Here is a 24,107-nt window from a genome sequence, read left to right on the forward strand (position 1 = left end):
TTCCGATCGCATCAGCCAGAGTGGTTAGTGATGCTTCCCGAAACCCGATACGCCAGAAGCGGCGAGGTCCATATCGCGTATCAGGTCATTGGGAACGGTCCATTCGATCTTGTCTGGGTACCGGGATTTATCTCGCATGTCGATCATGTTTGGGATGAACCTCGCTGGGCCGGCTTCATGGAACGGCTCGCCTCCTTCGCTCGCTTGATCTGCTTTGATAAGCGCGGAACCGGGTTATCAGATCGGGTTACGGCAATTCCTACGCTTGAGGAGCGAATGGATGACGCGCGTGTGGTGATGGACGCGGTCGGTTCGAAACGCGCAGCATTCCTCGGCATTTCCGAGGGCGGTCCGATGTCACTGCTGTTCGCTGCCACACATCCTGACCGCACCCTTGCTCTGATGCTCTATGGCTCTTATGGGCTATTTTCGACGGCCGTGATGTCGCCGGATAAACTTGCCAGTTTCTTGGAAGAGGTTGAACGGTCATGGGGGAGCGGAGCGCTTGTTCCCGGGTTTGCACCGAGCCTTGCCCAAGACAGGGCGTTTCGCAACTGGTGGGCGCGGTTCGAGCGCCTCGGCGCAAGCCCGTCGGACGTGAAGACACTCATGCGGATGAACAGCGAAATTGATATCCGCGGCGTCTTACCCGTCATTCACGTACCCACGTTGATAATGCACAGAACAGATGACCCGCGGGTGAATGTCGAGGCGAGCCGTTATCTGGCCACACACATTGCCGGTGCGCGCTACGTCGAGTTGTCGGGAAGTGATCACCTGTTCTGCGCAGGAGACTCACAACGCATTCTCGACGAGATAGAAGAGTTCTTGACCGGGTCGCGCTCTCATTCCGAAATGGAACGTTGTTTAGCGACTGTATTGATCACCGATATTGTTGGTTCGACAGAGCGCGTGTGCTCCCTTGGCGACCGCGAATGGCGCCACCTTTTGGTCAGGCACGACTCGAGCGTGCGTCGCGAGATCGCTCGATTTCGTGGCAAGGAAATCAGGACGACCGGCGATGGATTTATTGCAACGTTCGACGGTCCCGCCCGTGCAGTACGTTGCGCCGAGGCTGTCCGTCAAACCGTGCGCGACCTGGGCCTGGAAGTCCGGGCCGGTCTGCACACCGGAGAGATAGAGATTTTACCGAATGATATTGGCGGGATTGCCGTACACGTCGCAGCTCGCGTTGCTCAACTGGCTGCCCCGGGGGAGATCCTAACGTCGAGTGTGCTCAGGGATCTGGTTGCGGGTTCTGGTCTCTCCTTCGAGGATCGTGGCGTTCATGCGCTCAAGGGACTGGCCGAAGGGGTGCGGATCTTCGCTGCGCGGTGAACTTCAATCGTGTAGGCGGCGAACGTGATGTCCGCTCCGGGGCAATCGCCGACAGTCGGCGGGCTTTCCTAAAAGGTCGGCTGAGGGCCAGAAGGCGAAGTCCCAGTGCCTCTCGGAATACCCTCCGCAAACAAGGTCAGCCCAGTGTCGCTTCGATGGACCGACGCGACGTTGGCGCATGGCTTTTGTGTTTGCATCAAGCTGCACAGCCTCGGTCAAAAGCTGACTGCTGGCGAGCTTCGCTGCAACGTCAGCAACGGGCCAGAAGCGGGCGTGATTGCCTGTGAATAATCTAAGAGTCCGGGCCGTGGAGCGGCACTGGTCGAGGTGTTGGGTCGGTCCGGCCGCCGGAGCCGAACAACCACCCAGTCTCGTAGCGGAGCGCGAACTTACCCGGCGCCGGAAACTAGATTGCCGACACAGCATCTCGACGAAACGAATGTGGACCCAGAGGTGTGCGTGTGGGTAGTCGCCAGCCGTCCTATCTCGCGCGTTCGGCCGCCGCAGTTAGCACAGGATAGCGGGCATAGAGCGTGTCGACGCGGTCCCGCCACATTGCCACGAACGCACCCGAGGTGAGACTATCGACCGACTTCCATTCGCGTTTGACCGCAGGCAGCGTGTTCCCCCAGATAGCGCGCTTGCACCATCGCTCGCCCTTCGCGGAGCCCTCCCGGGTTGCGCACATCGACTTCCAGGCAATCCGCTGCGGACTGCTGATGTGTTGGGCGGCTCCTTCCCAGCCCTGCTGGTGGATCAGGTAAAGGTCGGAAAAGGTCGGCTTCTTGTGCGTCATTATTTCGAATAGCGCAGCCTCGGTGAGAAACTTGTAGGCCGCACCCATAGCGTTGTCGCGAGGATTGAGAATGTCGCCCGATCCGTATTTGTTGAACTCATACTTGCTCAGCTGGAACAGGCCGATATAGGAGCCGGTGCGTTGCTTGGGATTGAAATCGGATTCGATTTTGGCGACCGCCTTCATGAAATTGACATCGACATCGAACGCTTCGGCTGCACGTTCGATCTCCTGGACGGGCGTTCCGAGCGGAACGCCGCTCAACGCCGACAAGGCGATCTTCGCGGGTTTCTCCGGCGGCGGAATTTCCGAGTAGACGTAGTATTTGAGATACGACGGTTTGCCTTCGGCCGGATTGGGCGAAGCAACGGGCGGCCCGTCCTGCTGTAGCTTTGCCGAGTTCTCGGGCGGCGCTGCCTCAAGGCTGGCGACCTGCAACATTGGCTCTTGAGAAGTGGTTACATCGGATGGCGGCACCGAGTCCCGGGCCGCGGCGCTGAATCCCGCCGCAACGATCGCATTAGCCGATAATCCTGTATCGAATTTCGTTTCGATGGCCGGGGCCGGAAACGCGGCGCCGGCATTTGTCAGGACCGTCGTCACATTCGGCGGGATGCCGCTGAATGCATCAGCCACTCTTGCATTCGGCGTTGCGGCGCTTGGGCGCGGTACCGCGAGTTGACCAATCGCGGCAAGCGAAGTCGCTGTCAACGCACCAGCGATACAGCCTGCTTGCCAAATCTTCAGTGTCGCGAGCCGCGCGGCCACGGTTCCCCCAATCGATCCAACCACAGATCCCCAATGTTCAGCCCGGGCCCTGGATCGATTTATCTTTTGGATTTGCCACAACGAAGGCGTGAGGCCAGACGGCTCGCATTTCTCATTGGCTGTTGCGGCAAAGACGCACTCGACAGCGCTGCTGACCAACTTCGGAACGATTTTTCCGTCTGTTTGCCTTGGTAAGCGAACGCCGTGTCAGTTGAGCTGCAAGCCGCATCCGCACCACAGTACCGATCATTGCGATGGCGGTTCCGCTGTATCGGCGTCCTCAGGGTCATTGGCTGCTCTGGCCAGCATGCATGCCACTGTTGGGGTCACCTTCAGGAAGCAGGCCTCCAGCGCTCTGAGCCAAGGTCAGCACGGGCCACAAGCGGACGTGAACAAGCTGATGCCACGGTCGGGACGGCCAATCGGTCGTCAAATCCATCCCGCGAGGGCGCCAAGAAACCAACCACTAAAGAAAGAAACGACAAGCAAGAGGAGATCGGTCGTGGTGGAGGGACCGACGCCTTGACTGCCTTGAGCACGTTCAAAGCCGATCAGTCCCAGCGCAAAAACTCCCGCGCAGAATACGGGCCAAATTGCTGCTAAGCGTCCTCGCGCGTCGCGCGATAGAGACCTGGAGCGACGAAACGATACCGCGGCACTCAGGACAATCACGACAAGACAGGCGGTGAGGAGGTACATGGACATTATCCTTCGCGCGTTGCCGTTTTACTGGCCGGCTCCAAAGAAAGGCTTGCCGAGCAGATCGAAGTTTATCAATCGCGGTACTGGTTGATATCCGTAACCGCAGCCGATGCGCACGTCGTCTGCTTTGGCTCAATCGCCTGACTTTGGGCAAGCGCCGCTCTTTCCAGCTTGCACCTCCAGACATGATCAGACCGTCTCGGCCCGCTGCAAACGGGGCGAAGAGCGGACTTGGCAAACTTGCTCTGATAAGAAAGATGCCACACTCAACTTGAGGATCGGTCTATGGCGATAGACAAAGGAGCTTCTCGTGTCTGGCGCGGTCGGGTCAGAGATATTCTGAACCAGCAGTGGGATCCGATTGGCGGGTGCCCTGCCGATGAATGCGATGGCTATGTTGGTACTATCGCTGCCGTGGTTCGCGACAATACGACCGATGAGGCTCTGATGAAGTATCTCGAATGGGCTGAGTCCGTACACATGGGCCTTGGCCGGTTCGATCCCGAGCGCGCTAGGACGGTCATCGCATCAATAAGAGCACTTGGTACGGCGCCGTAGCTTGGGAGGCGTCCCACGAATTTCCGCTACGGGTCAGAAGTTGACCGTCGGAGAGCCCGGCAGCTTGGTCTGCAACGGGCCAACAGCGGAAGGCGCCGGTCCAATCGACGGCTCGTCAGCACGCAAGAAGGGGGGCGCCGACACCTCCAAGCCAGGCCCGTCCTAACGTCACACGATCTGGCGAACAAGTCGCACCACGTTTGCGGGTTCGCCAGAATCGTTCGCCAATTTCGGCGAGCGACGACGCAGGAGAAAGGAAACGCCGCAAAGCGTCGCCTTTCTCCACACGACGCGGCAGATGAAAATTCCGGAATGGCCTTCGAACGACAGCACAAACTCATTCGCAAATATGTAGTACGGCGTGGAGATACAGGCCCCCAGGGCGCTTATGTCGCGCACCACGCATGGAGGCGTCCCACGAATTCCATCGAATGACAGCCGCGCGGCCCGGTTGATCGGTATGCGCTCCATTGCTCGACGTTCGATCATCATGGCGAGATGCTCCGGGTGAGAAGGCTACTTCCCATCGAACGACCGCAGCGATTGCGTTCGCGCTCCATGAGTCAGCTTCCCGGTCCCGCCGACGTCCGGAAAACGGCAACATCTGCAACGTTGATTTGCCCGGCTCGCATTAACAAGCAGTCCTGTTGTCTTATTAAAATTGGATCGAAGTCGATGGTTAACTCGCACGCTTGACGCCGACCCGGCAGGCGGATGTCTGTGCTTTCGAGGCAGGCGGTCGGCTTCCCCGTAGCGCATGGATGCCGCCTTTGGCGCGCAAATGCACGACCAGCAATCTTGCTCAGTTGGTTCATCTGACGACCGCCAACCGTTCTCGACCAATGGACTGGATCGTATGTTTCGGGTCCCTTGCAGGCGTCGCGGGAACGAACGCCAACGCAGCTATGGGTCATAAGCTGCCCTTGGCGGGCTGCTTCACCTTGGTCGGCTCATCTCCCGGAAGAAGACTTTTCGGCTCTCCGAGCGAAGGTCAGCAACGTGCACCGCCGCAAATTAACCGCTCTTCCATCACCTCATCGCAGTTGGAGAGCTACTCGGGCAACCCCGCTTTCCGAAGCCCCTCAATCATCAGCTTCGCGTTTGATTGCCCGCCCCGCGCGATGAACGCTGATATTGTAAAGGCGGGATCGAACTCAAGCAGACGCGCCACCGCCTCATGGGCCTCTGTCTCGCGCCCGAGATGGGCGAAAGCGGACGCGAGACAGCAGTAAGCTGGCCAAAAGGAGGATTTCTGGCGTTGGGCTTTCTTGCCTGCGACGATGGCCTCGTCAAAGCGACGAAGCTCGATCAAGGCTATGCCCATCCCGACAAACGACGGATGTAGCAGCGGATCTATTGGGTTCATGCGAATGGCACGTTCGAAGCTCTGGACCGCTTCCTGCGGTAGTCCCGCAGCTCTACAGACCCAGCCTCTGGCCGACCATGCGCCAAATGAATTGGGATTGAGCGCGACCGCCCGGTCTGCCATTTCGGGCGCACTTTCAGTATCGCTGACCATGAACGCCGAGATTACAGCAGCCGCTGCTAACGTGTCTGGATCACTATCGTCGAAGCTCAATGCCAAGCGAGAAAGCCGAACGGCTTCCCTGCGGTCGAATTGGGGATCGTCAGCATAGCCGATAATGACGTTTCGCATGTAACAGAGACCTGCCAGAGTCGCGGCACCGCCGAACCGAGGGTGCAGTTCCAAGGCGCGGTGAGCCAACCTGATCGCCTCGGCCAACCCTTCGCGGGTCGCCATGTAAGACTGCGGCAGAGCGCGGAGATAATAATCATACGCAGTGAGATTCTCCGGCCGCCGCCGCGCCGCCAATGCGATTTCTGTTTGAATAATCTTTGGCTGAATGGCCGAGACGACGGCGACCGTCACTTCGTCCTGAAGCGCGAAAACGTCTGTCAGGTCGCGCTCGAACCGATCCGCCCAGATGTGCGCCCCTGTAGTCGCGTCGATCAACTGCCCTGCAATGCGAACTTTCCCTGAGGCCTTGCGCACAGACCCCTCAAGGACATAGCGGACGCCAAGCTCGCGTCCCACCTGCTTCACGTTCACCGCCTTGCCCCTGTAGGTAAAGCTGGAATTGCGGGCGATCACGAACAGCCATTTGAACCGCGAAAGCGCCGTAGTGATATCCTCAACCATCCCGTCCGCAAAATACTCCTGCTCGGGGTCGCCGCTCATGTTCTCGAACGGCAGCACGGCGATGGAGGGTATGTCCGGAAGTGGTGGGGCAGCACTCAGCCTATCGCTTAGCGGGCTATGCGCTCCCGCGCGTATAGCAAAAGCGCGGACCGGCCTGGCGATGTTCTTGAGAGGCTGTTCGCCCCGGTCCTCGAAGCCAACGTCCAGCTTGCCTTCGACTTCGCTATACACCTTTTCGGAGATCAGGATGCCGCTCGGATCGGCGCCCCCCTCCAGCCGGACCGCGATGTTGATCCCGTCGCCAAAAAGGTCGCCGTCAGCCCCGACGATAACCTCCCCGAGATTGACCCCAATGCGCAGCTTAAGGGAGCTTCGGCCCGACGCGATCCTTTCCTGAATCTCCACCGCACATCGCACCGCAGCCGACGGACTTGCGAACTCGGCCAAGGCGCCGTCGCCCGTGGTCTTGATCAGTCGCCCGTCGTGGCGGGAGAGGCCAGGCTCGATTACTTCGCGCTTCAGCCGCTCGAACTCGGCGTAGGTGGCTTCCTCAGCGCGTTGCATCAACGCAGAGTAACCGACCACGTCGGCAGCCAAAATCGCCGCTAGTCGCCTTTGAACCCGCTGCTCGGTCACAACGCCCTCCGAACGGCCAGACTTGCCACGGCGGTAGACGGGAAAAGTCTAGCACTTTGCAGAGGACCGTGAGCGATAATTGCGGGAGAGAATGAGCGTGCGTCACCTTGGAGGTCCGCTAATGGGATGGTCCGGCCGTGCTCCGGCCCTGCCAGCACGAGAAGCTGGCAAGGGGCGCTCAAGACAAGGAGCACGCCATGTCTCAGAAACTCAACGCGGCGATCGCCGTGATCGGCATCGACATCGGCAAAAACTCGTTCCACATCGTGGGTCAGGATCACCGCGGTGCCATCGTGCTGCGGCAGAAGTGGTCGCGCGGCCAGGTGGAAACGCGGCTCGCCAACCTGCCGCCGTGCTTGATCGGTATGGAGGCCTGCGTAGGCGCCCATCATCTCAGCCGCAAACTCCAAGTACTTGGCCACGACGCCCGCCTGATGCCAGCGAAATACGTGCGCCCGTATTCGAAGGGACAGAAGAATGACTTCCGAGATGCGGAAGCCATCGCCGAGGCTGTCCAACGCCCGACCATGAAGTTCGTCGCGACCAAGACCGCCGATCAGCTCGACCTTCAGGCACTGCACCGCGTCCGCGATCGATTGGTCGGTCAGCGTACCGGCGCGATCAATCAGATCCGTGCGTTCCTGCTGGAACGGGGCATCGCCGTGCGGCAAGGCCCGCATTCCCTGCGGTTCGAGTTGCCAGGTATCTTGGCAACACGCACTGATGTGCTCTCGCCTCGCATGTTGCCCATCATCGAGGGTCTGGCGGAAGACTGGCGCCGGCTGGATGAGCGTATCGAGGGTCTATCTGGCGAGATCGAAACACTAGCCCGTCAAGATAGGGCCTGCCAGCGACTGATGACGGTGCCTGGCATTGGCCCAATCATCTCGAGCGCAATGGTGGCTGCGATCGGCACCGGAGACGTGTTCTCGAAAGGCCGCGACTTCGGCGCCTGGCTTGGACTTGTTCCGAAGCAGATATCGACCGGCGACCGCACGATCCTCGGCAGTATATCAAGGCGCGGTAATCGCTACCTGCGCGCGCTGTTCGTGCAAGCCGCGTGGGTTGTTCTGGTAAAGGTCAAGTGCTGGGAGCGCTATGGCCTCAACTCTTGGATCGAAGCCGCCAAGAAGCGATTGCACCACAACGTGCTGGCGATTGCGCTCGCCAACAAGCTCGCCCGGATCGCCTGGGCGGTCCTCAACAAGGGACGCGCCTTCGCGTGCGTCAAGATGGAGGAGACGGTGTCCCGACCTGCTTGATCCTCGCGCCGTGCGCGGGGCCGTCAAGGCGCAGCCTGGCAGCAGGAGAGCAAGACGTCAGGACAGCACGACGGCCGGCTTTGACGGCCCCTTGCGCGCGGCGCGTCTGCGCGCGCAGGCCGGGACGAAGGAACGGCCGCCAGGCACGAACGAAGGAACAGCGCGAAGTGAGGAGCTATCGATGACGTAACAACCCTTACCCGCCGAGGTCTGCGAGAGGATGAGACGACGATGGAGAATCGGTCTTCCCGGCACATGTGAACCCTGGTGACCCAAATGGCCCGGTCGAGGCCTGTCCGCTAACCAGATCACATGCGCGCTGATATCCATGATGGCCCGGAGCACTGCGCTCCAAACAGAGGCCGGATACATTGATGCAAGACCGCATCTACCGGATCGTCGAAATCTTCTTGCACCCCACGGCCGGACCATACATTCGGGTCAATAGCTGACAGTCGGCGGGCTTTCCTAAAAGGTCGGCTGTGGGGCCAATAGGCGCATTGACCAGGGACGAATGAGCCTCGTGAGCGGCCACAGTGAAGGTCGCGTCACTGTGCCCGAGGTCGATGCAGCAACTACTCGGGATAGACCTGAACGTCCTTCGGCCCCGGCTTGTTGAAAAGGATGAATACCAAGGGGTTGCCCGGCTCGGACATTGCGTCGCTGCGCTGGCCCGTTATCTCTCCGGCTACGGCACTTATGTACTCCGCAACCACCTCGCCGAAGCTATTGCGCTGGATGGCAACCTTCTGTCCGGCTTTGACCTTGTCGTTGAGTTTGACCAGATGCTCAACGAGACCGCCCGCGGTGGCCAGGATCGGGTATGCGCTGTCTCCGACAAAGACGGTCACGTTCTTTCCTGTACGTCCCATTGGCCCGGCAACGATGCCGTGATGCTTGAGGACGTTCATCGTGCCTTCGACGAAGAGCGAGATCATCTCGGGATCCAGGACGCGCGCAGCGCCGATTTCCGGCGTGAAGGACGGGATGCCCACGTCCATAAACGCGTTGTGCAGGACGCCGGGATAGACATGATTGTCGAAAATCTGGCTGACGGGATAGAGTTCCACCATCGCCTTGACCTCGGGCACATCCATCCCGCCAATATTGAATGCGGTGACTTCGAATCCGGTTGTCCCTGTGTGGAAGTCGATCGCGAAGTCGGCGTTCGGCCGCAGCAGCCGGTTGAACAGAAGGCCGGCGTGTCGGCTGGGTGCGGTGGCGCCGTTCTCGTTCCCTGGCCACTCCCGGTTCATATCGATCAGATCGACGCCTCGGCCCTGATTGGGCCATCTGCGCTGCATGCTTTCCAGGGCCGGGCGGGACACGTCCGTGACCGCCATGACCGTGCCCGACATCTGCGCCGGGTCGAGTTGGCTCATCACGGTCTGGACCGTATGCACAGAACTCATCTCGTCGCCATGCACGCCACTGGTCAGGACGCCGCGTTTGCCTGGCTTTGCTCCCTTGGCGACCGTCACAGACACATACCAGTGCTGTCCGGTTGGCATCTCAACGCCCTGAAAATACAGAAGGTGTTTCTTGCCGGGCTCCAGGTCGTTGACGTCGAGCGCGCTGACGACCTTTTTGCCTTCGATAACATCGCCGGTATAGACCGTTCTTGATGCCGGATTTGCAGGGGGTGTCGCCGCGCCCTGGGCATTCGCGGCACCAGCGTTGACGACGATGGCGGCCGCGGCGCCGACCGTGGCAACGGATGCCATCATGAGATCGCGGCGATCAATGCCTTTTGCAGACTTGTCCGGCATGATGGGGTCCTTCGTGATTGTGAAAGGCAGCTGTCGTTGTGAAGGCAAGTTCGTACGACGGCACGGCATGCACATTGGTCGCAAAATCCCACGGGACTTCAAATACCGGTCTGCCGCTGAAGTCGCAAGATTGCGTGATTTCTACCCCGCCTTGTTTTCGGAGGACGACATTGAAGCCGGGTCTGCCCATCGCCGCACGAAAGGGCTCAAACTCTCGGCTAAGGGCCGGATTTGGCATTTCGGCTCGCGACTGGCTCCGAGGCCTGCACAGCCTGGTCTTCCCAGTCCTCCCACTCGACGTTGTTGATCTCGAGATAACGGGAGACGGCGACGCCGATGGTCGGGAAGAAGTAATGCTCTCCCAATTGCGCGAACAAGCCAAATCTCTTCAGCTTGTCCTTCACGGGATCCTTCAACTCGGCGAAGCAGAGCTCGATACCATCCGCGTGTAACGTCTGGTCCAGTTCGGCCACCACGTCGCAGGCGGTTACATCGACGCTGGTCACCGGCTCTGCGGCGACGACCAGCCAGCGCACCGGCGTCGGTGAGGTCGCAACTGCATGCAGGATGCGTTCCCTGAAGAACTCGGCGTTGGCGAAAAACAACGGCGCATCCCAGCGAAACAGCACGAGCCCGGGGATCAGCCGTGCATCCGGATATCGCGTGATGTCGTGATAGCCCTTCACGCCGTAGGCACGCCCCAATATCGCAGAATGAGGGCGCCAACCATCCCACAGGAATTCGATAATCGCGAGGACGATCGCAAGACCGATTCCCTGGATCACTCCGAGCACGGCGACACCGACAAAGCAGACGATCGCCAGCCAGAATTCCCAGCGCTGGATGCGATAGATCCGCTTGAGGTCGGCAATCTCAAAAAGGCCGAGCGCCGCCGCAATGACGACCGCGGCCAATGCGGCGGTCGGCAAATGCTGAAGCAGATTCGGCGCGACAAGCAGCAGCAAGGCGATGGCAAGTGCGCCGACGACGCTGGTGAGTTGCGTGCGGGCGCCGGCGGCTTCGGCGACAGGGGTCCGCGAACTGCTGCTGCTGATCGGAAACCCCTGGAAAAATCCGGCCGCCAGATTGGCGGCCCCAAGCCCGACCATTTCCTGGTTGGAATCGACCCGATCTCCCAATCGCGCGGCGAAGGCACGTGAAAGTACGCTGGTATCGGCAAACGAGACCATCGCGACTGCACAGCCGCCGAGCAGCACTGAAACGATGTCGCCTGTGGTGATCCACGGGATGACGAAAGCCGGCAGCCCCTGAGGAAGGGGACCCAGCACCTTGACGCCATGCTGCGTTCCAAGATCCAGCGCCCCAACGATGATCGTGGCCCCGACGACCGCAATCAGGATGCCCGGCAGCTTGCTGTTCTTGAGAAGCAGGATCACGACCAACGTGGCGAGCCCGATCGCGAACGCGACCCAGTTTATCTCTCCGGCAAGGATCGCGCTGGCGATCGCCCAAAGGCTCCGCAACGGTCCTTCGCTGTCAATGGAAAAGCCGAACAGCTTCGGCAACTGGCTGATCAAGACCGTCAGCGCAATTCCGTTCATATATCCGTAGCGGATCGGCTTGGAGAGAAGCTCGGTGACGAAGCCGAGACGCGCGATGCCTGCCAGGATGCAAACCGTCCCCGAGACGATCGCCATCATGCCGGCGAGGGTCACGGCGCGCATGGGATCGCCCTGAGCGAGCGGAGCAATGACGCCCAGGAGGATTGCTGCCAGTGCCGAGTCTGGTCCGAGGACGAGAATGCGGCTTGGGCCGAACAACGCGTAGGCCAGCAGCGGCACGATGGTTGCGTAAAGGCCATAGATGCCGGGCAGGCCCGATGCGGCTGCATAGGCAATGCCGACCGGGACCAGCATTGTCGCGAGGACGAGACCTGCAAAGACGTCGTGCGGAAGCCAGGCTGCCTCATACCGGCGAAGTGTCTCGAGTCCGGGCAGCCAGTGCTTCATCAACGCTCCCTCCGGCAGGCCACGTTGCAGCCGCTGTGACGTTCGCTGCGACTCTGCTGCGTCGCAGCAGGACCTCATGGGCTGGAAGGCCATCGAGTTCAGCGATTGCCTGGCAGGCCATTGATCAAGATCAATACTGCGCGCGGGTCTTCTTGAAGTCGGGCTGGCCTCTTGCCGCGCGGCTGATCGCGCGCGCCGGCAGGCGCGGCCTGCGCGTAGCCGCATCGCTCGAGCTGATGCGAAGGGCGTAGGGTGCTCATGGAAACAGCGTCCGCTTCCAAAACAATGCGTACACCGAACCGGGCTGCGTTTGTCTGCAGTGATCCATCTCGGACATTGAGCAATCGGACATCGGCCCGTTTTTCTGCTAGATGGTTGGTTTGTTTGCTGGCCGAGGTGCGTCTTGAGCAAAGAGCGCGTGGAGCGGCGACTGGCGGCTATTCTTGCGGCGGACATCGCGGGATATAGTCGGCTGATGGGTGCCGACGAAGAAGGTACCCTTGCCCAGGTCAAGTCGATTAGGACAGCGCTTGTCGATCCCACCATCGCGGCGCATCGCGGTAACATCGTCAAGACCACGGGCGACGGGATGCTGATCGAGTTTGCCAGTGCCGTCGATGCGGTGCGCTATGCTATTGAAATCCAGCGCAGCCTGGCCGAGCAAAACGCCGCCGAGCCGCAGGATCAAAGGATCGAATTCCGCATCGGCATTCACGTCGGTGACGTCATTTTTGACGACGATGATATTTTCGGCGACGGCGTCAATATTGCTGCCCGGCTTGAAGGCCTCGCGGAACCGGGCGGGGTCTGCATGTCCGATGATGCCTATCGGCAGGTTCGAGGCAAGGTCGAGATCGCCTGCGATGATATCGGACAGCAGTCCCTCAAGAATATCGCTGAGCCGATGCAAGCGTGGCGGGTCCGGTTGACTGATCAAGACCCTTCCGCGGCAAGCCAACCTCAGGTCCTGCCTCCCTCCGACAGGCCGTCCATCGCCGTGCTCCCGTTTCAGAACATGAGCGGCGACCCGGAACAGGAATACTTCGCCGATGGAATGGCCGAGGACATCATCACGGCGCTGTCCCGTTTCAAGGCGCCATTCGTCATCGCCCGAAACTCCAGCTTCACCTACAAGGCGCGGGCCGTCGACGTGAAGCAGGTCGGGCGCGAGCTTGGGGTGCGCTACGTCCTGGAAGGGAGCGTTCGCAAGGCGGCAAACCGAGTGCGCATTACGGGACAACTCGTCGATGCCGCTACCGGAGCACATATTTGGGCCGATCGGTTTGACGGTGAGCTCGGCGACATCTTCGATTTGCAGGACCAGGTGACTGAGAGCGTCGTCGGGGCGATCGCGCCTGCGGTGGAAAAAGCCGAGATCGAGCGCGCCAAGCGCAAGCCGACCGCCAGTCTCGACGCCTATTCCCTCTATTTGCGCGGTCTGGCCCGGCTTCATCAGTTTGGTAACCGGCAGGCAAACGGTGAGGCATTGCGCCTGTTCAACAGCGCGATCGAGCTCGACCCGGAATTTGCCACCGCCTACGGTCGTGCAGCCTCTTGCTACCTCACTGCCAGGATCAATGGCTGGATTCCGGACACGGCGAAAGCGATTGCCGAAGTGAAGAGACTGACCCAACGGGCAGTCGAGTTGGGCAAGGATGACGCGATCGCGCTCTCCGCTAGCGGGAATGCCTTAGCCTTCGTTGTCGGGGATGTCGGGGTCGGCGCAGGCCTGGTCGATCGCGCGCTTGCGCTCAATTCCAATCTGGCTGAGGCATGGCATTTCGGCGGCTGGGTCAAGATCTGGCTCGGCGAGCCGGAAGCGGCAATCGAACGCTTTGCACGTGCCATTCGCCTCAGCCCACTTGATCCGTGGCTGATGGGAATGCGGGCCGGAACCGCGTACGCACATTTCTTCTTGGACCGCTATGACGAAGCGGCATCATGGGCGGCAATGGCATTGCAGTGCAGTCCGGACTATCGACCTGGATTACGTATCGCTGCCGCAAGCAACGCAATGGCGGGTCGGCCGGAGCAAGCAAACAAGGCAATGGCCCGGCTGCGAGACCTGAGCCCCACGCTACGCCTGTCCAATCTCAAGGACGTGCTCGGCCCTTATCGACGTGCCGAGGACGTCGCGCGATATGAAGAAGGACTGCGGCAGGCTGGGCTGCCCGAATAACCGTGCCGGCCAGAAAGCCCCCGCGTGATAAGCGCCCTGGAGTTCCGCGAGGCGTCCGCGAGAGCTATCTGATCGCCCCCTTTTGAAAATAGCGATCGGGACAACGAACGTTAGGAAAAGTGGCGCGTTGAGCGGGGTAGGGCACCGCACTGGAGAAGAAGCATGCGAATCGTAACTCTCGCGATGATTGTGGCTGCCGCAAGCACAATTGCCTTCCAAGCAACGGCGCAACAGCAAAAGGCCGCGCCTAGTGACCAAACCAAAGACGAGATGCGCACTGACGTAGACAAAGGGCTCAAGACGAGCGAGCCCAACGAGCAGATGCAGCGCGACGCAGATAAAGGAGCCAAGACACGCAATTCAGGCGCGTCCGGATACGTCGCCGACCAAGACAAGCCGGGCGCCTCTGCGCATCCCCCGGGCCAACCGGGGAGTGAGCAAACGACTGGTTCTGGCAGCCAGACTGGCCCTTCGAAACAAGGCCGGCAGTAATCGCTTTGGTCCGACCTCGCGCGCACACGCCGCCGCCGATCCTATCGTGCGCTTCTAGTTATCCCTCCGGCACGCCGGCGAGGCGCAAGCCCTCGAAGTAGCGCTGGCGCCGAGCGAGATATACCGGATTGTCACCCTTGGCGTTGATGCGGTAGCGGCGGATCGTGAAGCCGGAATCCAGGGCAAGTCCCGCTTCGGCGATCGATCGCGCCTCCTTCAATTCCCCCACCAGCGCCAGGGCGGTCGCAAAGTGAAAGTGCGACAGCGCGTGATTGCGGTTGAGTTCGAGGCTGCGGCGAAACCAGCCGATGGCTTCATGGTCTTGCTTGATGCCCAGCTTGGCTAGGCCGACAAACATGTACCACAGAAAGGCGCGCGTATCGCGCGGGGACAGCCGAAGCGCCTCCTGAATGTGACCCTCGACTTCCTCGCAACGGGCGGACTGATATTTGCCGAGGCCGATGAACCCGTGGGCATCGGCCAGATTCCGGTCGAGCGCCAGAGATCTCAGGCATTGGGCGATGCCGTTCTCGATACGGTTCGTCTGAATCTGCACGGCGCCGAGCAGCATGTGGGCTCTGGGGTGATCGGGGGCATGGAGCAACACGCCGTTCAAGGCCGTTTCCGCGACTTGAAAATGAGTGTTGACGTCGTCGGCCATAAACGCCGATCCCACGGACACCTCGACCTGAGCCGCGGCGACCGCTGCTTCGATGTTTCCAGGATCAAGCACCAGCGATCGCGCGAAGAAATCCTTGGCCTGCGTCAGGAGCGCGCGAGTGACGCCTCTGTTTTGGAGCGCGCGGCCCTGGAAATACAGATCCATCGCGTCCGGACGGGGCGATCGCTCCGCGCGCCGCGCTTCGGCGGCAATGAGCTCGGCATTCAGGGTGTTGGCGAGGCGCGACACGATCTCGTCCTGCATGTCCAGCAGTTCGGCCGCGCGCTTGTCGAAGCGGTCGGCCCAGACATGGCTTCCGGTCTCGGTGTCGGTCAGTTGCGCATTCAGGCGAAAACGGTTGCCGCCGCGTTGCACCGAGCCTTCCAGCACGTAGCGCACGTTGAGATCGCGGCCGATTTGCCTGGTGTCGACGGCCTTTCCCTTGAAGGTGAACGCGGTGTTGCGGCCAATCACGAACGAGCCGGCGATGCGCGACAAATCCGTCGTCAGGCTTTCGGTCACACCATCGACGAAATCGTCCTGCGCGGGATCGCCGCCGATGTTGGCGAAAGGCAGAACGACGATCGACAAATGCGGCATCGAAGCCGCCGGCAGCTCTGCGGTATCGGATGGCCGCGGCGTGTCGCCGGAAACGACGGTGGCATCGATCGGCTTTGCATCGACAACAAGCATGTAGCCGCGGCGCGGCATTGTCTTCAGAGCCGAGCGGCCGGCGTCTCCCAAAGCGCGCCTGATGTCGCCGATCGCCTGGACGAGAGAATCCTCCGTGACCTCGCAGTCTGACCAGACCTCGTCCATGATTTCGTCCTTGCTGACCAGTTGCCCAGGCCGTGTCGCAAGCAGCCGCAGCACCGCCCAGGCGCGGGGGCGTAAGGGGACGACGTCGCCGCGTCCGTCGCACAGGGTTTCACGGGCCAGATCCACCATCCGGTCGCCGACGAGGATCGGGGGCTGCGACGATCTCAACAAGAACGCCTCGTGGAACTTGCTTTCGGAAAATTTCGGCGGAGTTTCGGGACGCTGGGACGATTGTACAGCATTATGTTGCAGCTCGGGGTGGCAAAACGCCGCCCTCACGGCCGCCAGTATGAGGTAGCCTCCATGATCCGGCCTCTGATCCTTGCTGCGTTAAGCCTTTCGATCGTCGGCCCTTCACCCGTCGCTGCGGCCGACAAGAAATACGGTCCCGGCGTTAGCGACACCGAGATCAGGATCGGGCAGACCGCTCCTTACAGCGGGCCGCTCTCGTCGCTGAGCCGCTTCGGCCGGATCGAAGCCGCCTATCTGAACATGATCAACGCGACTGGCGGCATCAACGGCCGCAAGGTGACGCTCGTTTCGCTCGACGACGCCTTTTCGCCGACCAAGACGGTGCAACAGACGCGAAAGCTCGTCGAGGACGACAATGTGCTCGCGATCGTTGGATCGATCGGCACACCGACCAACCTTGCCGTGGCGAAATATCTCAACGGCAAGCAGGTTCCGCAGATATTGGTGCTTGCCAGTACCCCGAAGCTCGACGATCCCGAGAACCTGCCATGGACGACCACGTTCATGATGCCGCAACCGGTCGAGACCAAGATCTATGCCGAGTATTTGCTGAAGACCAAGCCTGACGCGAAGGTCGCCGTGATCTATCAAAACGATGATCTCGGGAAAGGCAATTTGGCTGGGTTCAAGGCCGCCCTGGGATCGAGAGCCTCGACCATGGTGGTGGCAGAGGCGGCCTACGACATCATGGAGCCCACGGTCGATTCACAAGTCGTGGTCCTCAAGGCGTCCGGCGCCGATACGTTATTCCATGCCTCCAATGCACGCTTCGCGGCGCAAGCGATCCGCAAGGCGCATGAGCTCAACTGGAAGGTCCAGCATGTGCTGCTGTCTGGCGTCAGCAGCATTTCGGCCGTCCTGCGGCCGGCCGGACTTACCGCATCGACGGGGGCGGTTAGCGCGTTCTGGCTGAAGACGTCAGAGGATCCCATGTGGGATGACGATGCCGGCATGCGAGAGTTTAGGGTCTTCATGAAGCAATGGGCACCGAACGACGATATCGAGGAATCGATCTTCCCCTATGCGACCGCTCAAATGATCGTCGAGGTCCTGAAGAAGTGCGGCGACGACCTGTCGCGGGAAAATCTGATCAGGCAGGCCACCAGCGTCCAAGGGCTCCAGCTGCCGACATTTCTGCCCGGCCTGACCATCAACATCACCCCGTCGAGCCGGATCGGCTGGACAAAGGCCAGGATGGCGCGCTTCAACGGCACCCGATGGGTGCTGCTCGATGATTTCGTCGGCAACTGACCACAGATCGAATCCGGAAATGACACTGTTCGAGGTGATCGGGTCATGACCGGCCGGCTGAATGTCGCGATTGTCGGCGCAGGGATCGGCGGATTGTCTGCGGCGCTCGCGCTGAACGCGCGGGCCCTGAACGTCACCGTCTTCGAGGGAGCAGAGTCGCCGCGCGAGGCCGGGGCAGGGCTCTCCATTCCTCCGAATGCGCTGACCTTGCTCAAACGTACCTCGCTTTGCGAGGCGATCGAGCAGATCACCACGAGGAGCCAGGGGCTGACGCTGCGAACGTCGCAGGGACAGCCCGTTTCGAGGCCGGGTGCGCCGATGGCGCTGAGCTATCAGATTCACCGCGTCGAGCTGCTCGAGCTGCTGCTTGGTGCGGTGAAAGGACCGGTCCGGTTCGGACATCGCTGCATCGCCGTTGCTGACACCGAGCGCGGAGCGCGATTGACCTTTGCCAATGGCGTGGTCTGCGATGCGGACGTGGTGATCGGTGCTGACGGCATCCATTCGGTGGTCCAGCGGCAGATCGGCCTCGTGGCGCGCCCGACCAGCGAAGGCGTCGTGGCGTATCGCGGCCTGGTGCCGGCGGAAGAGCTCGCGTCGGGCCTGGAGCTGCGAGGCCTCAACATGTGGATGGGGGATGGTCGCAGCTTCATCTGCTTTCCGGTGTCGCAGGGGCGATTGATCAACATCGTCGCGTTCGTCCCGAGCATGCGTGACATGGAGGAGACCTGGTTTGCACCGGGCGATGTCAGGGCGCTCGCGGGGGAGTACGAGGGGTGGGATGCGCCGGTCCAGGACCTGATTGCGGCGCTCGATCACACCTTTCGCTGGGGCATCTACGATCGGCCGCCATTGCCGTATTGGTCGCGCGGGCATGTCACGCTTCTCGGTGATGCCGTCCATCCGATGGTGCCGCATTTCGGCCAGGGCGCGGGACAAGCCATTGAGGACGGCTTCGTACTTGCCGTCCTGCTGGAGCACGCCGGGCGCGACGAGATCCCGGCGCGCCTGAAAGCTTACCAGGATCTAAGGCTGGAGCGGACCAGCCGCGTGCAGGCAGCCTCACGCCTTGCCGGTCGGTTCTACCGATCCGCCGGCGGCGATCCCGCGGAGCAGGCCCAGAGGATGCGCGGCTGGATGTCGTCGGCGGAGTGGATATTTTCTTACGACGCGGAGGAGGCCGCTCTGGCCGTCATTCGGGGAACTGCAAGCGCAGCCTGCGCCTTGCAGCCTGGCGCAAGCTGATGCGGCGGGCTTGATCGGGCATTCTCCGATTTCAGGACAAGAACCGGAGTTCGATGCGCGGAGGCGACGCCTAGACATTGCGGCGATCGCCAGTCGATCCATGAGTCCTGCAAATCATGAGTCCTGCAAATGAAGGGTGTTTTTCGATGAGCAAGCTAGATGACAACAAGGCCGTCGTTGGCCGTTGGTTCACAGAGTTCTGGGGCGAGTCCGTCAATCTCGGCGTCATCGACGAGATCGCGGCTCCCGACATGCTGCTCAAATATTCGCTGCATGAGCCGAGGCGTGGCCGCGCCGACATCAAGGCGTTCATGACCGACTTCCGCGCCGCGTTCCCCGATCTCAACTTCTGGGGCACCGCGGAGCTGATCGCCGAGGGCGACTATGTTGTCGGTCAATGGGAGGGCGGTGGTACCCACACCGGCCCGGCCTTCAACGATTTCCTAATCGGCGGCCTGCCGGCAGCGACGGGCCGCAAGATGCGCTTCACGGGTACCACGGTGCTCAAGGTCATCGACGGCAAGATCGTCGAGGAGATCGGTCTCGATGACGGCGTCACCGCACTGACCCAGCTCGGGTTGCTCAAGGCGGCGGCCTGATCGGAACGCTTCTGCACCATCGGCATATCCGATGTCGTTGAACGAGGCTCGCACGTTGTGCGGGCCTCGTCTGCTGTTGCGCGCCAGGCGCATGTGATCGCTTGCACATTGTCGGAAATCGGGTGGCGGCGTCTCCGGCATGGTGGAAACTAATGCCTATGACTGCAGCGTCCGTTCAGTTCCGAAGGCAGATGCCCTTGCCGGTCGCGGATGATCCGCGATGGGCCCGCGTGCTTGCGCGCGACAAGGCCGCGGATGGTCATTTCTGGTATTCCGTTTCGACGACGGGGGTCTATTGCCGGCCGTCATGCCCTTCGCGCGCGGCGAACCCTGAGAACGTCCAGCTTCACGACAGCCTGGCGGATGCCAAGGCGACCGGATTTCGGCCGTGCAGGCGTTGCAATCCGGACGGGCCTTCGGTCGAAGCCGGGAATGCCGCGCTGGTCACCAGGGTTTGCCGCATCATCGAGACGAGCGAGGAGGAGCCGTCGCTGGAGGATCTCGCCGCGGCAGCCGGCTTGAGCCCCGGTTATTTTCATCGAATCTTCAAGGCCGCCACCGGGCTGACACCGAAGTGCTACGCAGCTGAATTCCGCGCCAGGAAGGTTCGGGAAGGTCTGGCGTCGTGCAATTCCGTCACCGAGGCGATGTACGACGCCGGCTTCAATTCAAGCGGGAGGTTCTACGAAAAGTCGACGGGGATGCTCGGCATGACGCCGTCGCAATATCGTGCCGGAGGAGCGAACGAGGAGATCAGGTTCGCGGTTGGTCAAAGTTGTCTCGGGCCCATCCTGGCCGCGTCGAGCCGGAAGGGCGTCGTTGCGATTCTTCTCGGTAATGACGCGGATGAGCTGGTCCGCGATCTTCAGGATCGCTTCCCCAAGGCGCGCCTGATCGGCGCCGACCGGGACTATGAGGCGATGGTCGCGCGCGTGGTCGGCCTCGTGGAGGCGCCGGAGATCGGTCTCGATCTGCCGCTCGACATTCGGGGCACTGCGTTCCAGCAGCGGGTCTGGCAGGCGCTTCGGGAGATTCCTGTCGGCGCGACCGTCTGCTACGCCGAGCTCGCGCAGCGGATCGGGACTCCCAACGCTGTGCGCGCCGTTGCCGGCGCATGTGCGGCCAACAAGATCGCGGTCGCCATTCCGTGCCACCGCGTGATCCGCAACGACGGGTCGACCTCCGGATATGCCTGGGGCGTGGAACGCAAGCGGGCCCTGCTCGACAGGGAAACCTCGCGCGCCGGCTGAACGCGCTACGCGGCCAGGTGCCATCGCGCATCGCCCGTGTCTACCTCGCGCGGAAGCTCGACCGGAGCTTTTCTCAATTTGAAAGCAAGCATCGGAGTTTGAGCAGGAGCACGTGCGCGTAGCTTCGATCATGAGGACAAACAAGGAGCCACACCATGAACCTCATGACATCCGAAGCCGCCTTGCGGTTGCTGCCCGCAGTCGAGCCCGACAGCACGGTAACCGACGTTCTCTTTTTCGGGGGCGCCGACACGGTTCTAGGCAAGGTTCTGCTCGCCCGCAGCGCCAAGGGCGTCTGTGCCATCCTGCTTGGCGACGACACGACCGCCCTTGAGACCGATCTCGCGGCGCGCTTTCCCGAGGCCACTCTGATTGCGAACGAAGCGATGGTCCGCGATGACCTTGCGAAGGTGGTCCGTTACGCGGAGAAGCCGTCCGACGGTTTCGACCTGACGCTCGACATGCGCGGCACTCCGCTTCAACGCCGCATCTGGGAGCAGATCCGAGCGATTCCCTTGGGCAGGACGATGAGCTACATGCACCTGGCGCGGCTGATCAACTGCGTCTACCCGCGCGTCGCCGCCCGCGTGGTGGCGAACGCCTGCGCCGCCAACCCGATCGCGCTTGCGGTCCCGTGTCACCGTGTCATCCGCGCCGATGGCGAGCTTGCGGGTTACCGCTGGGGCATCGCGCGCAAGCGCGAGCTGCTTCGAAAGGAGGCCGAGGCATGAAACTCGTCAGGCTGGATGACGACAGGGTTGGTCTTTTCGTGCTGCTGCCGAAGGGGCCGCATGCCATCGATATCGCGAACAGTCTCGGCGTGTTTCCTCACGATCCGCTGTCGAACGGTCTTCTCAATGGTGCGCTGAAAGGCGGTTGCGATTGGTCTGTCATCGTCAAGCATTGGGTCCATCTGCGCTGGCCGCTGAAGAGGCTGCAAAGCATCGCCCTGGCGAATCCCGACACGCCTCGTCTCGTCTTGCAGCCTCTTGTCGACGCCACGGGCACGGCGAGCACGGCCAATCCGATCATTGCCATCGAGGTGACGGATATCGAGGGCGTCGAACGGCATGATCCGACTGGCTGGCACACCATGCAACGGCATTTCGCGCTGCCGCCGGGGGATGAAGCCGTGCGGCAGTCCGCGGCAGACGAGACCGTCAGGGTGATCGACTTCCGATCGATCGAACAGCGGCGCCATCCCTCGTAGACGAGGGCGCTTTCACAGCTCCACGGGGAGGCGGAGCTCGCGCACGAGAAGCGCGCGCTTTCGCTCCACGCCCCATCGATACGCGCCGATATCGCCGCGACTGGTCACGGCACGATGGCAGGGAATCCCGACAGCGATCCTGTTTGCGAGGCACGCGAGAGTGACTGTTTCAGGCGTATGCGGCGCGCCCAGTCGCTGCGCGATCTGCTCATAGGTGATGAGATCGCCGGCAGGGACGCTCTGGAGGACCTGCCAGACGCGGACCTCCGCGGCCGTTCCGACCAGATGGAGCGGCACGCTGATATGCGCGCGAGGTATCTCGACGGCGTTCACCGTCTGGGCGCCGATTCCTTCGAGCTCGCAGCCGCCATAGGCCGGCTCCTTGTCGGGAAACTCGGATCGTATCGCCTGGTCCAGCTCCTCGCGGGTGTTGCCGAGCAAAATGGCGCAGATCCCGTTCGGCGAGACCGCGGTCAGAACGAAGCCCAGCGAGCACCTGGCCGTGACGTAGTGGAAATAGTCGTTGCCGACAGAGCGGTAGGACGTGTTTTCGTTCCACATAGGGAGAAGTCCTTAGAGGGCGATTTGGCGAGGCCGATCTATCGGCGGAGCTGAACGACGTTGGCGGGGAGCGGAGGGGTGGCATCGGCGTGAGGCCGGGGCTCTGCAAACAGCAGCAAGTCCAGCCGCGCCCTCAGTGCCTCGGCTTGTCGGCGGACATCCGGGTCGTTCGGGGCAAGAAAATCGGCGAAGAGGCTGACCGGCGCCTCCTTCAGGAGCGTCTGCACATCGGCTCGCAGGAATTGTCCGCGTGCGGCAGCGAACGTGTAGAGATTGAGGGGCGAGAAGCTCATTTGGCAGTCTCCGCCGGCGTTGTTGCTAGTGGGTCTTGGCGCGCTGTCCCGCGCCGTCGAGATGGGCCTTGCCGAGCTCCAGCGAGAGGTCTTCGGTGAGGCTGAACGAAACCTTGAAACCATCCGGAGTTCCGATCGTCAGGATGCGGAGATTGTCGGGAGCGAACTCGATCTCGAATTCCCGGAGCGGATACGTGATCCGCATGCTCGGGTCGTTGTGGGCGCGCTTGACGGCGCTGGATGCCATCGCGGGCAGCGTCATCAGCAACGCCGTGACTGTCTCGATCTTCAGGATGATGCCGATCTCGCGGTTCGCGATGTCGGCTACGATGAGCCTGACCGCAGTGCCGTCGGTTGCAGTCTCGAAGTTGACCAGTTTCTGAATCTCGATGTCGGTTGTCATGTCGCGCCTCTTTCCTCCCGCGGCGCGTAGCGCGCCGACGCGTCGTCGGCACTCCGCTTCTTCGCTTCAAATTCCGGACGAATTCGATTTGGGAGCACGATCCGGAGTGGCCGCCCGCGACGGTCGGTCCAGGCTCCCTGTCCTTGGTCAGCAAGGGAGTCGAGAAACGATGTCGCTGAGAGATTTCAATGCGATTGCGGCCGCGCGGGGGGATGGCCTGGATCCGAAGCTGCGCGAGCTGCTCGAGCGGGCTGCCGTGTCACCACATTCCGAGCTGGTGGTGCGGCCCGATGGAATGCTCCAGTCGGGTCCAAATCCGGGATCCGCGGAGTTGGAGAGAGTGTCGGCGGTTGTGGTCGACCTTCAGCAGCTTTTGGCGACCCGCGCGAGGTGAGGGCGAGTTCGGGGCGCAGATCAGGTCATCCGGGACCGTGCACTTGCAGAAACCCCGTCCACGGCAAACCTGTCGTTAATAGTTTGCCGACATCCGCCTGCGAATCTGGCGCAATCGTGATGGCCGGACGATTTGCACGGTTGCTCTTGTCGTGACAAAAGGGGCCATGCATCCGAGGAAGGTCTTCAACTGGCTGATCGCACTCGCCGTGGCGGCGGGGCTCCTTGCGGCGCCCCTGTCGGCGCCGGCGATGGCGGCATCGCAGATGGCGGCCGTCACCGACGAGATGCAGGCGATGGCGGACGATATGCCATGCTGCCCCGATCAGCAGGACCAGAAAGCCCGGGATTGCGGGTCCTGTCCCTTCGTCGCGCTTTGCATGCTGACGATCACCATGCCGCCTCGCGGAGACGGCGCGCTGATCGATCGCATGGTCTCGCGAGGTACTTTCGCTCTGCCTGACGATCTGCTGATCGATGGGCTCGGCGAACATCCTCCGGATCACCCACCTCGAACCAACGTCTGACCGGCGCCCCGG

General features: G+C 61.6%; 21 protein-coding genes. 11 read left to right on the plus strand and 10 right to left on the minus strand.

Going from position 1 to position 24,107, the window contains the following annotated elements; translation table 11 throughout:
* Positions 1-30: 30 nt before the first annotated feature.
* On the plus strand, positions 31-1,338 hold the full coding sequence (locus WN72_RS22065) for an adenylate/guanylate cyclase domain-containing protein (protein WP_092219214.1): 1,308 nt from the start codon (positions 31-33) through the stop codon (positions 1,336-1,338).
* Positions 1,339-1,819: 481 nt separating this feature from the next.
* Here the strand turns inward: WN72_RS22065 and WN72_RS22070 are convergent, their stop codons facing one another.
* The 4 genes from WN72_RS22070 to WN72_RS22085 form a co-directional block, all read right to left on the minus strand.
* Positions 1,820-2,902 (minus strand): transglycosylase SLT domain-containing protein, encoded by a 1,083-nt coding sequence (locus WN72_RS22070; RefSeq protein WP_244553939.1) that lies wholly within the window; start codon positions 2,900-2,902, stop codon positions 1,820-1,822.
* Between the two features lie 429 nt (positions 2,903-3,331).
* Positions 3,332-3,601 (minus strand): hypothetical protein, encoded by a 270-nt coding sequence (locus WN72_RS22075; RefSeq protein ID WP_092219232.1) that lies wholly within the window; start codon positions 3,599-3,601, stop codon positions 3,332-3,334.
* 729 nt (positions 3,602-4,330) lie between these two features.
* Positions 4,331-4,654, minus strand: a complete 324-nt coding sequence (locus tag WN72_RS22080; RefSeq protein ID WP_231164352.1) for a PilZ domain-containing protein — start codon at positions 4,652-4,654, stop codon at positions 4,331-4,333.
* A gap of 559 nt (positions 4,655-5,213) precedes the next feature.
* A complete protein-coding gene (locus WN72_RS22085) occupies positions 5,214-6,959 on the minus strand; it encodes an adenylate/guanylate cyclase domain-containing protein (protein ID WP_092219218.1) in 1,746 nt (581 codons plus the stop codon).
* 197 nt (positions 6,960-7,156) lie between these two features.
* Between WN72_RS22085 and WN72_RS22090 the strand changes: the two genes are divergently transcribed.
* Positions 7,157-8,221: an IS110 family RNA-guided transposase gene (locus tag WN72_RS22090; RefSeq protein ID WP_194482925.1), complete on the plus strand. Its 1,065-nt coding sequence runs from the start codon at positions 7,157-7,159 to the stop codon at positions 8,219-8,221.
* Between the two features lie 575 nt (positions 8,222-8,796).
* On the opposite strand, the gene WN72_RS22095 is transcribed toward WN72_RS22090, so the two are convergent.
* Both WN72_RS22095 and WN72_RS22100 read right to left on the minus strand, forming a co-directional pair.
* On the minus strand, positions 8,797-9,990 hold the full coding sequence (locus WN72_RS22095; protein ID WP_027557677.1) for a M14 family metallopeptidase: 1,194 nt from the start codon (positions 9,988-9,990) through the stop codon (positions 8,797-8,799).
* Positions 9,991-10,208: 218 nt separating this feature from the next.
* Entirely contained in the window at positions 10,209-11,960 is a 1,752-nt protein-coding gene (locus tag WN72_RS22100) for a SulP family inorganic anion transporter (RefSeq protein WP_092220113.1), read from the minus strand.
* Positions 11,961-12,363: 403 nt separating this feature from the next.
* Between WN72_RS22100 and WN72_RS22105 the strand changes: the two genes are divergently transcribed.
* Positions 12,364-14,139, plus strand: a complete 1,776-nt coding sequence (locus WN72_RS22105; protein ID WP_092220111.1) for an adenylate/guanylate cyclase domain-containing protein — start codon at positions 12,364-12,366, stop codon at positions 14,137-14,139.
* A 162-nt stretch (positions 14,140-14,301) separates the two neighbouring features.
* The gene (locus WN72_RS22110; protein WP_143130830.1) at positions 14,302-14,631 is read left to right on the plus strand and encodes a hypothetical protein; all 330 of its coding nucleotides are present in this window, start codon (positions 14,302-14,304) and stop codon (positions 14,629-14,631) included.
* Positions 14,632-14,689: 58 nt separating this feature from the next.
* On the opposite strand, the gene WN72_RS22115 is transcribed toward WN72_RS22110, so the two are convergent.
* On the minus strand, positions 14,690-16,240 hold the full coding sequence (locus WN72_RS22115; RefSeq protein ID WP_092220105.1) for a winged helix-turn-helix domain-containing protein: 1,551 nt from the start codon (positions 16,238-16,240) through the stop codon (positions 14,690-14,692).
* 174 nt (positions 16,241-16,414) lie between these two features.
* Here WN72_RS22115 and WN72_RS22120 point away from each other — a divergent pair, with 174 nt between their 5' ends.
* The 6 genes from WN72_RS22120 (at position 16,415) to WN72_RS22145 (ending at position 21,918) form a co-directional block, all read left to right on the plus strand.
* Entirely contained in the window at positions 16,415-17,614 is a 1,200-nt protein-coding gene (locus WN72_RS22120) for an ABC transporter substrate-binding protein (RefSeq protein ID WP_092220103.1), read from the plus strand.
* Positions 17,615-17,659: 45 nt separating this feature from the next.
* Positions 17,660-18,859, plus strand: coding sequence for an FAD-dependent monooxygenase (locus WN72_RS22125; RefSeq protein WP_092220101.1), 1,200 nt, complete (start codon positions 17,660-17,662; stop codon positions 18,857-18,859).
* A gap of 146 nt (positions 18,860-19,005) precedes the next feature.
* Complete coding sequence (locus tag WN72_RS22130) at positions 19,006-19,458, plus strand: ester cyclase (protein ID WP_092220099.1); 453 nt, start codon at positions 19,006-19,008, stop codon at positions 19,456-19,458.
* A 158-nt stretch (positions 19,459-19,616) separates the two neighbouring features.
* A complete protein-coding gene (gene ada, locus WN72_RS22135; RefSeq protein ID WP_244553993.1) occupies positions 19,617-20,708 on the plus strand; it encodes a bifunctional DNA-binding transcriptional regulator/O6-methylguanine-DNA methyltransferase Ada in 1,092 nt (363 codons plus the stop codon).
* A gap of 155 nt (positions 20,709-20,863) precedes the next feature.
* The gene (locus WN72_RS22140) at positions 20,864-21,439 is read left to right on the plus strand and encodes a methylated-DNA--[protein]-cysteine S-methyltransferase (RefSeq protein ID WP_092220096.1); all 576 of its coding nucleotides are present in this window, start codon (positions 20,864-20,866) and stop codon (positions 21,437-21,439) included.
* Positions 21,440-21,477: 38 nt separating this feature from the next.
* Positions 21,478-21,918: a hypothetical protein gene (locus WN72_RS22145; RefSeq protein ID WP_143130829.1), complete on the plus strand. Its 441-nt coding sequence runs from the start codon at positions 21,478-21,480 to the stop codon at positions 21,916-21,918.
* Positions 21,919-21,930: 12 nt separating this feature from the next.
* On the opposite strand, the gene WN72_RS22150 is transcribed toward WN72_RS22145, so the two are convergent.
* Genes WN72_RS22150 through WN72_RS22160 form a run of 3 tightly spaced genes read right to left on the minus strand, consistent with a single transcriptional unit; the run spans position 21,931 to position 23,175 of the window.
* Positions 21,931-22,479: a methylated-DNA--[protein]-cysteine S-methyltransferase gene (locus WN72_RS22150; protein WP_092220091.1), complete on the minus strand. Its 549-nt coding sequence runs from the start codon at positions 22,477-22,479 to the stop codon at positions 21,931-21,933.
* A gap of 38 nt (positions 22,480-22,517) precedes the next feature.
* Positions 22,518-22,772 carry a hypothetical protein gene (locus tag WN72_RS22155; protein ID WP_092220089.1) on the minus strand — a complete coding sequence of 85 codons (255 nt, stop codon included), beginning with the start codon at positions 22,770-22,772 and terminating at the stop codon, positions 22,518-22,520.
* 25 nt (positions 22,773-22,797) lie between these two features.
* Complete coding sequence (locus WN72_RS22160) at positions 22,798-23,175, minus strand: hypothetical protein (RefSeq protein WP_092220087.1); 378 nt, start codon at positions 23,173-23,175, stop codon at positions 22,798-22,800.
* 560 nt (positions 23,176-23,735) lie between these two features.
* Between WN72_RS22160 and WN72_RS22165 the strand changes: the two genes are divergently transcribed.
* Positions 23,736-24,095, plus strand: coding sequence for a hypothetical protein (locus WN72_RS22165; RefSeq protein WP_092220083.1), 360 nt, complete (start codon positions 23,736-23,738; stop codon positions 24,093-24,095).
* The last annotated feature ends 12 nt before the right edge of the window (positions 24,096-24,107 follow it).

It is taken from the genome of Bradyrhizobium arachidis (assembly GCF_015291705.1).
Lineage (GTDB): Bacteria > Pseudomonadota > Alphaproteobacteria > Rhizobiales > Xanthobacteraceae > Bradyrhizobium > Bradyrhizobium arachidis.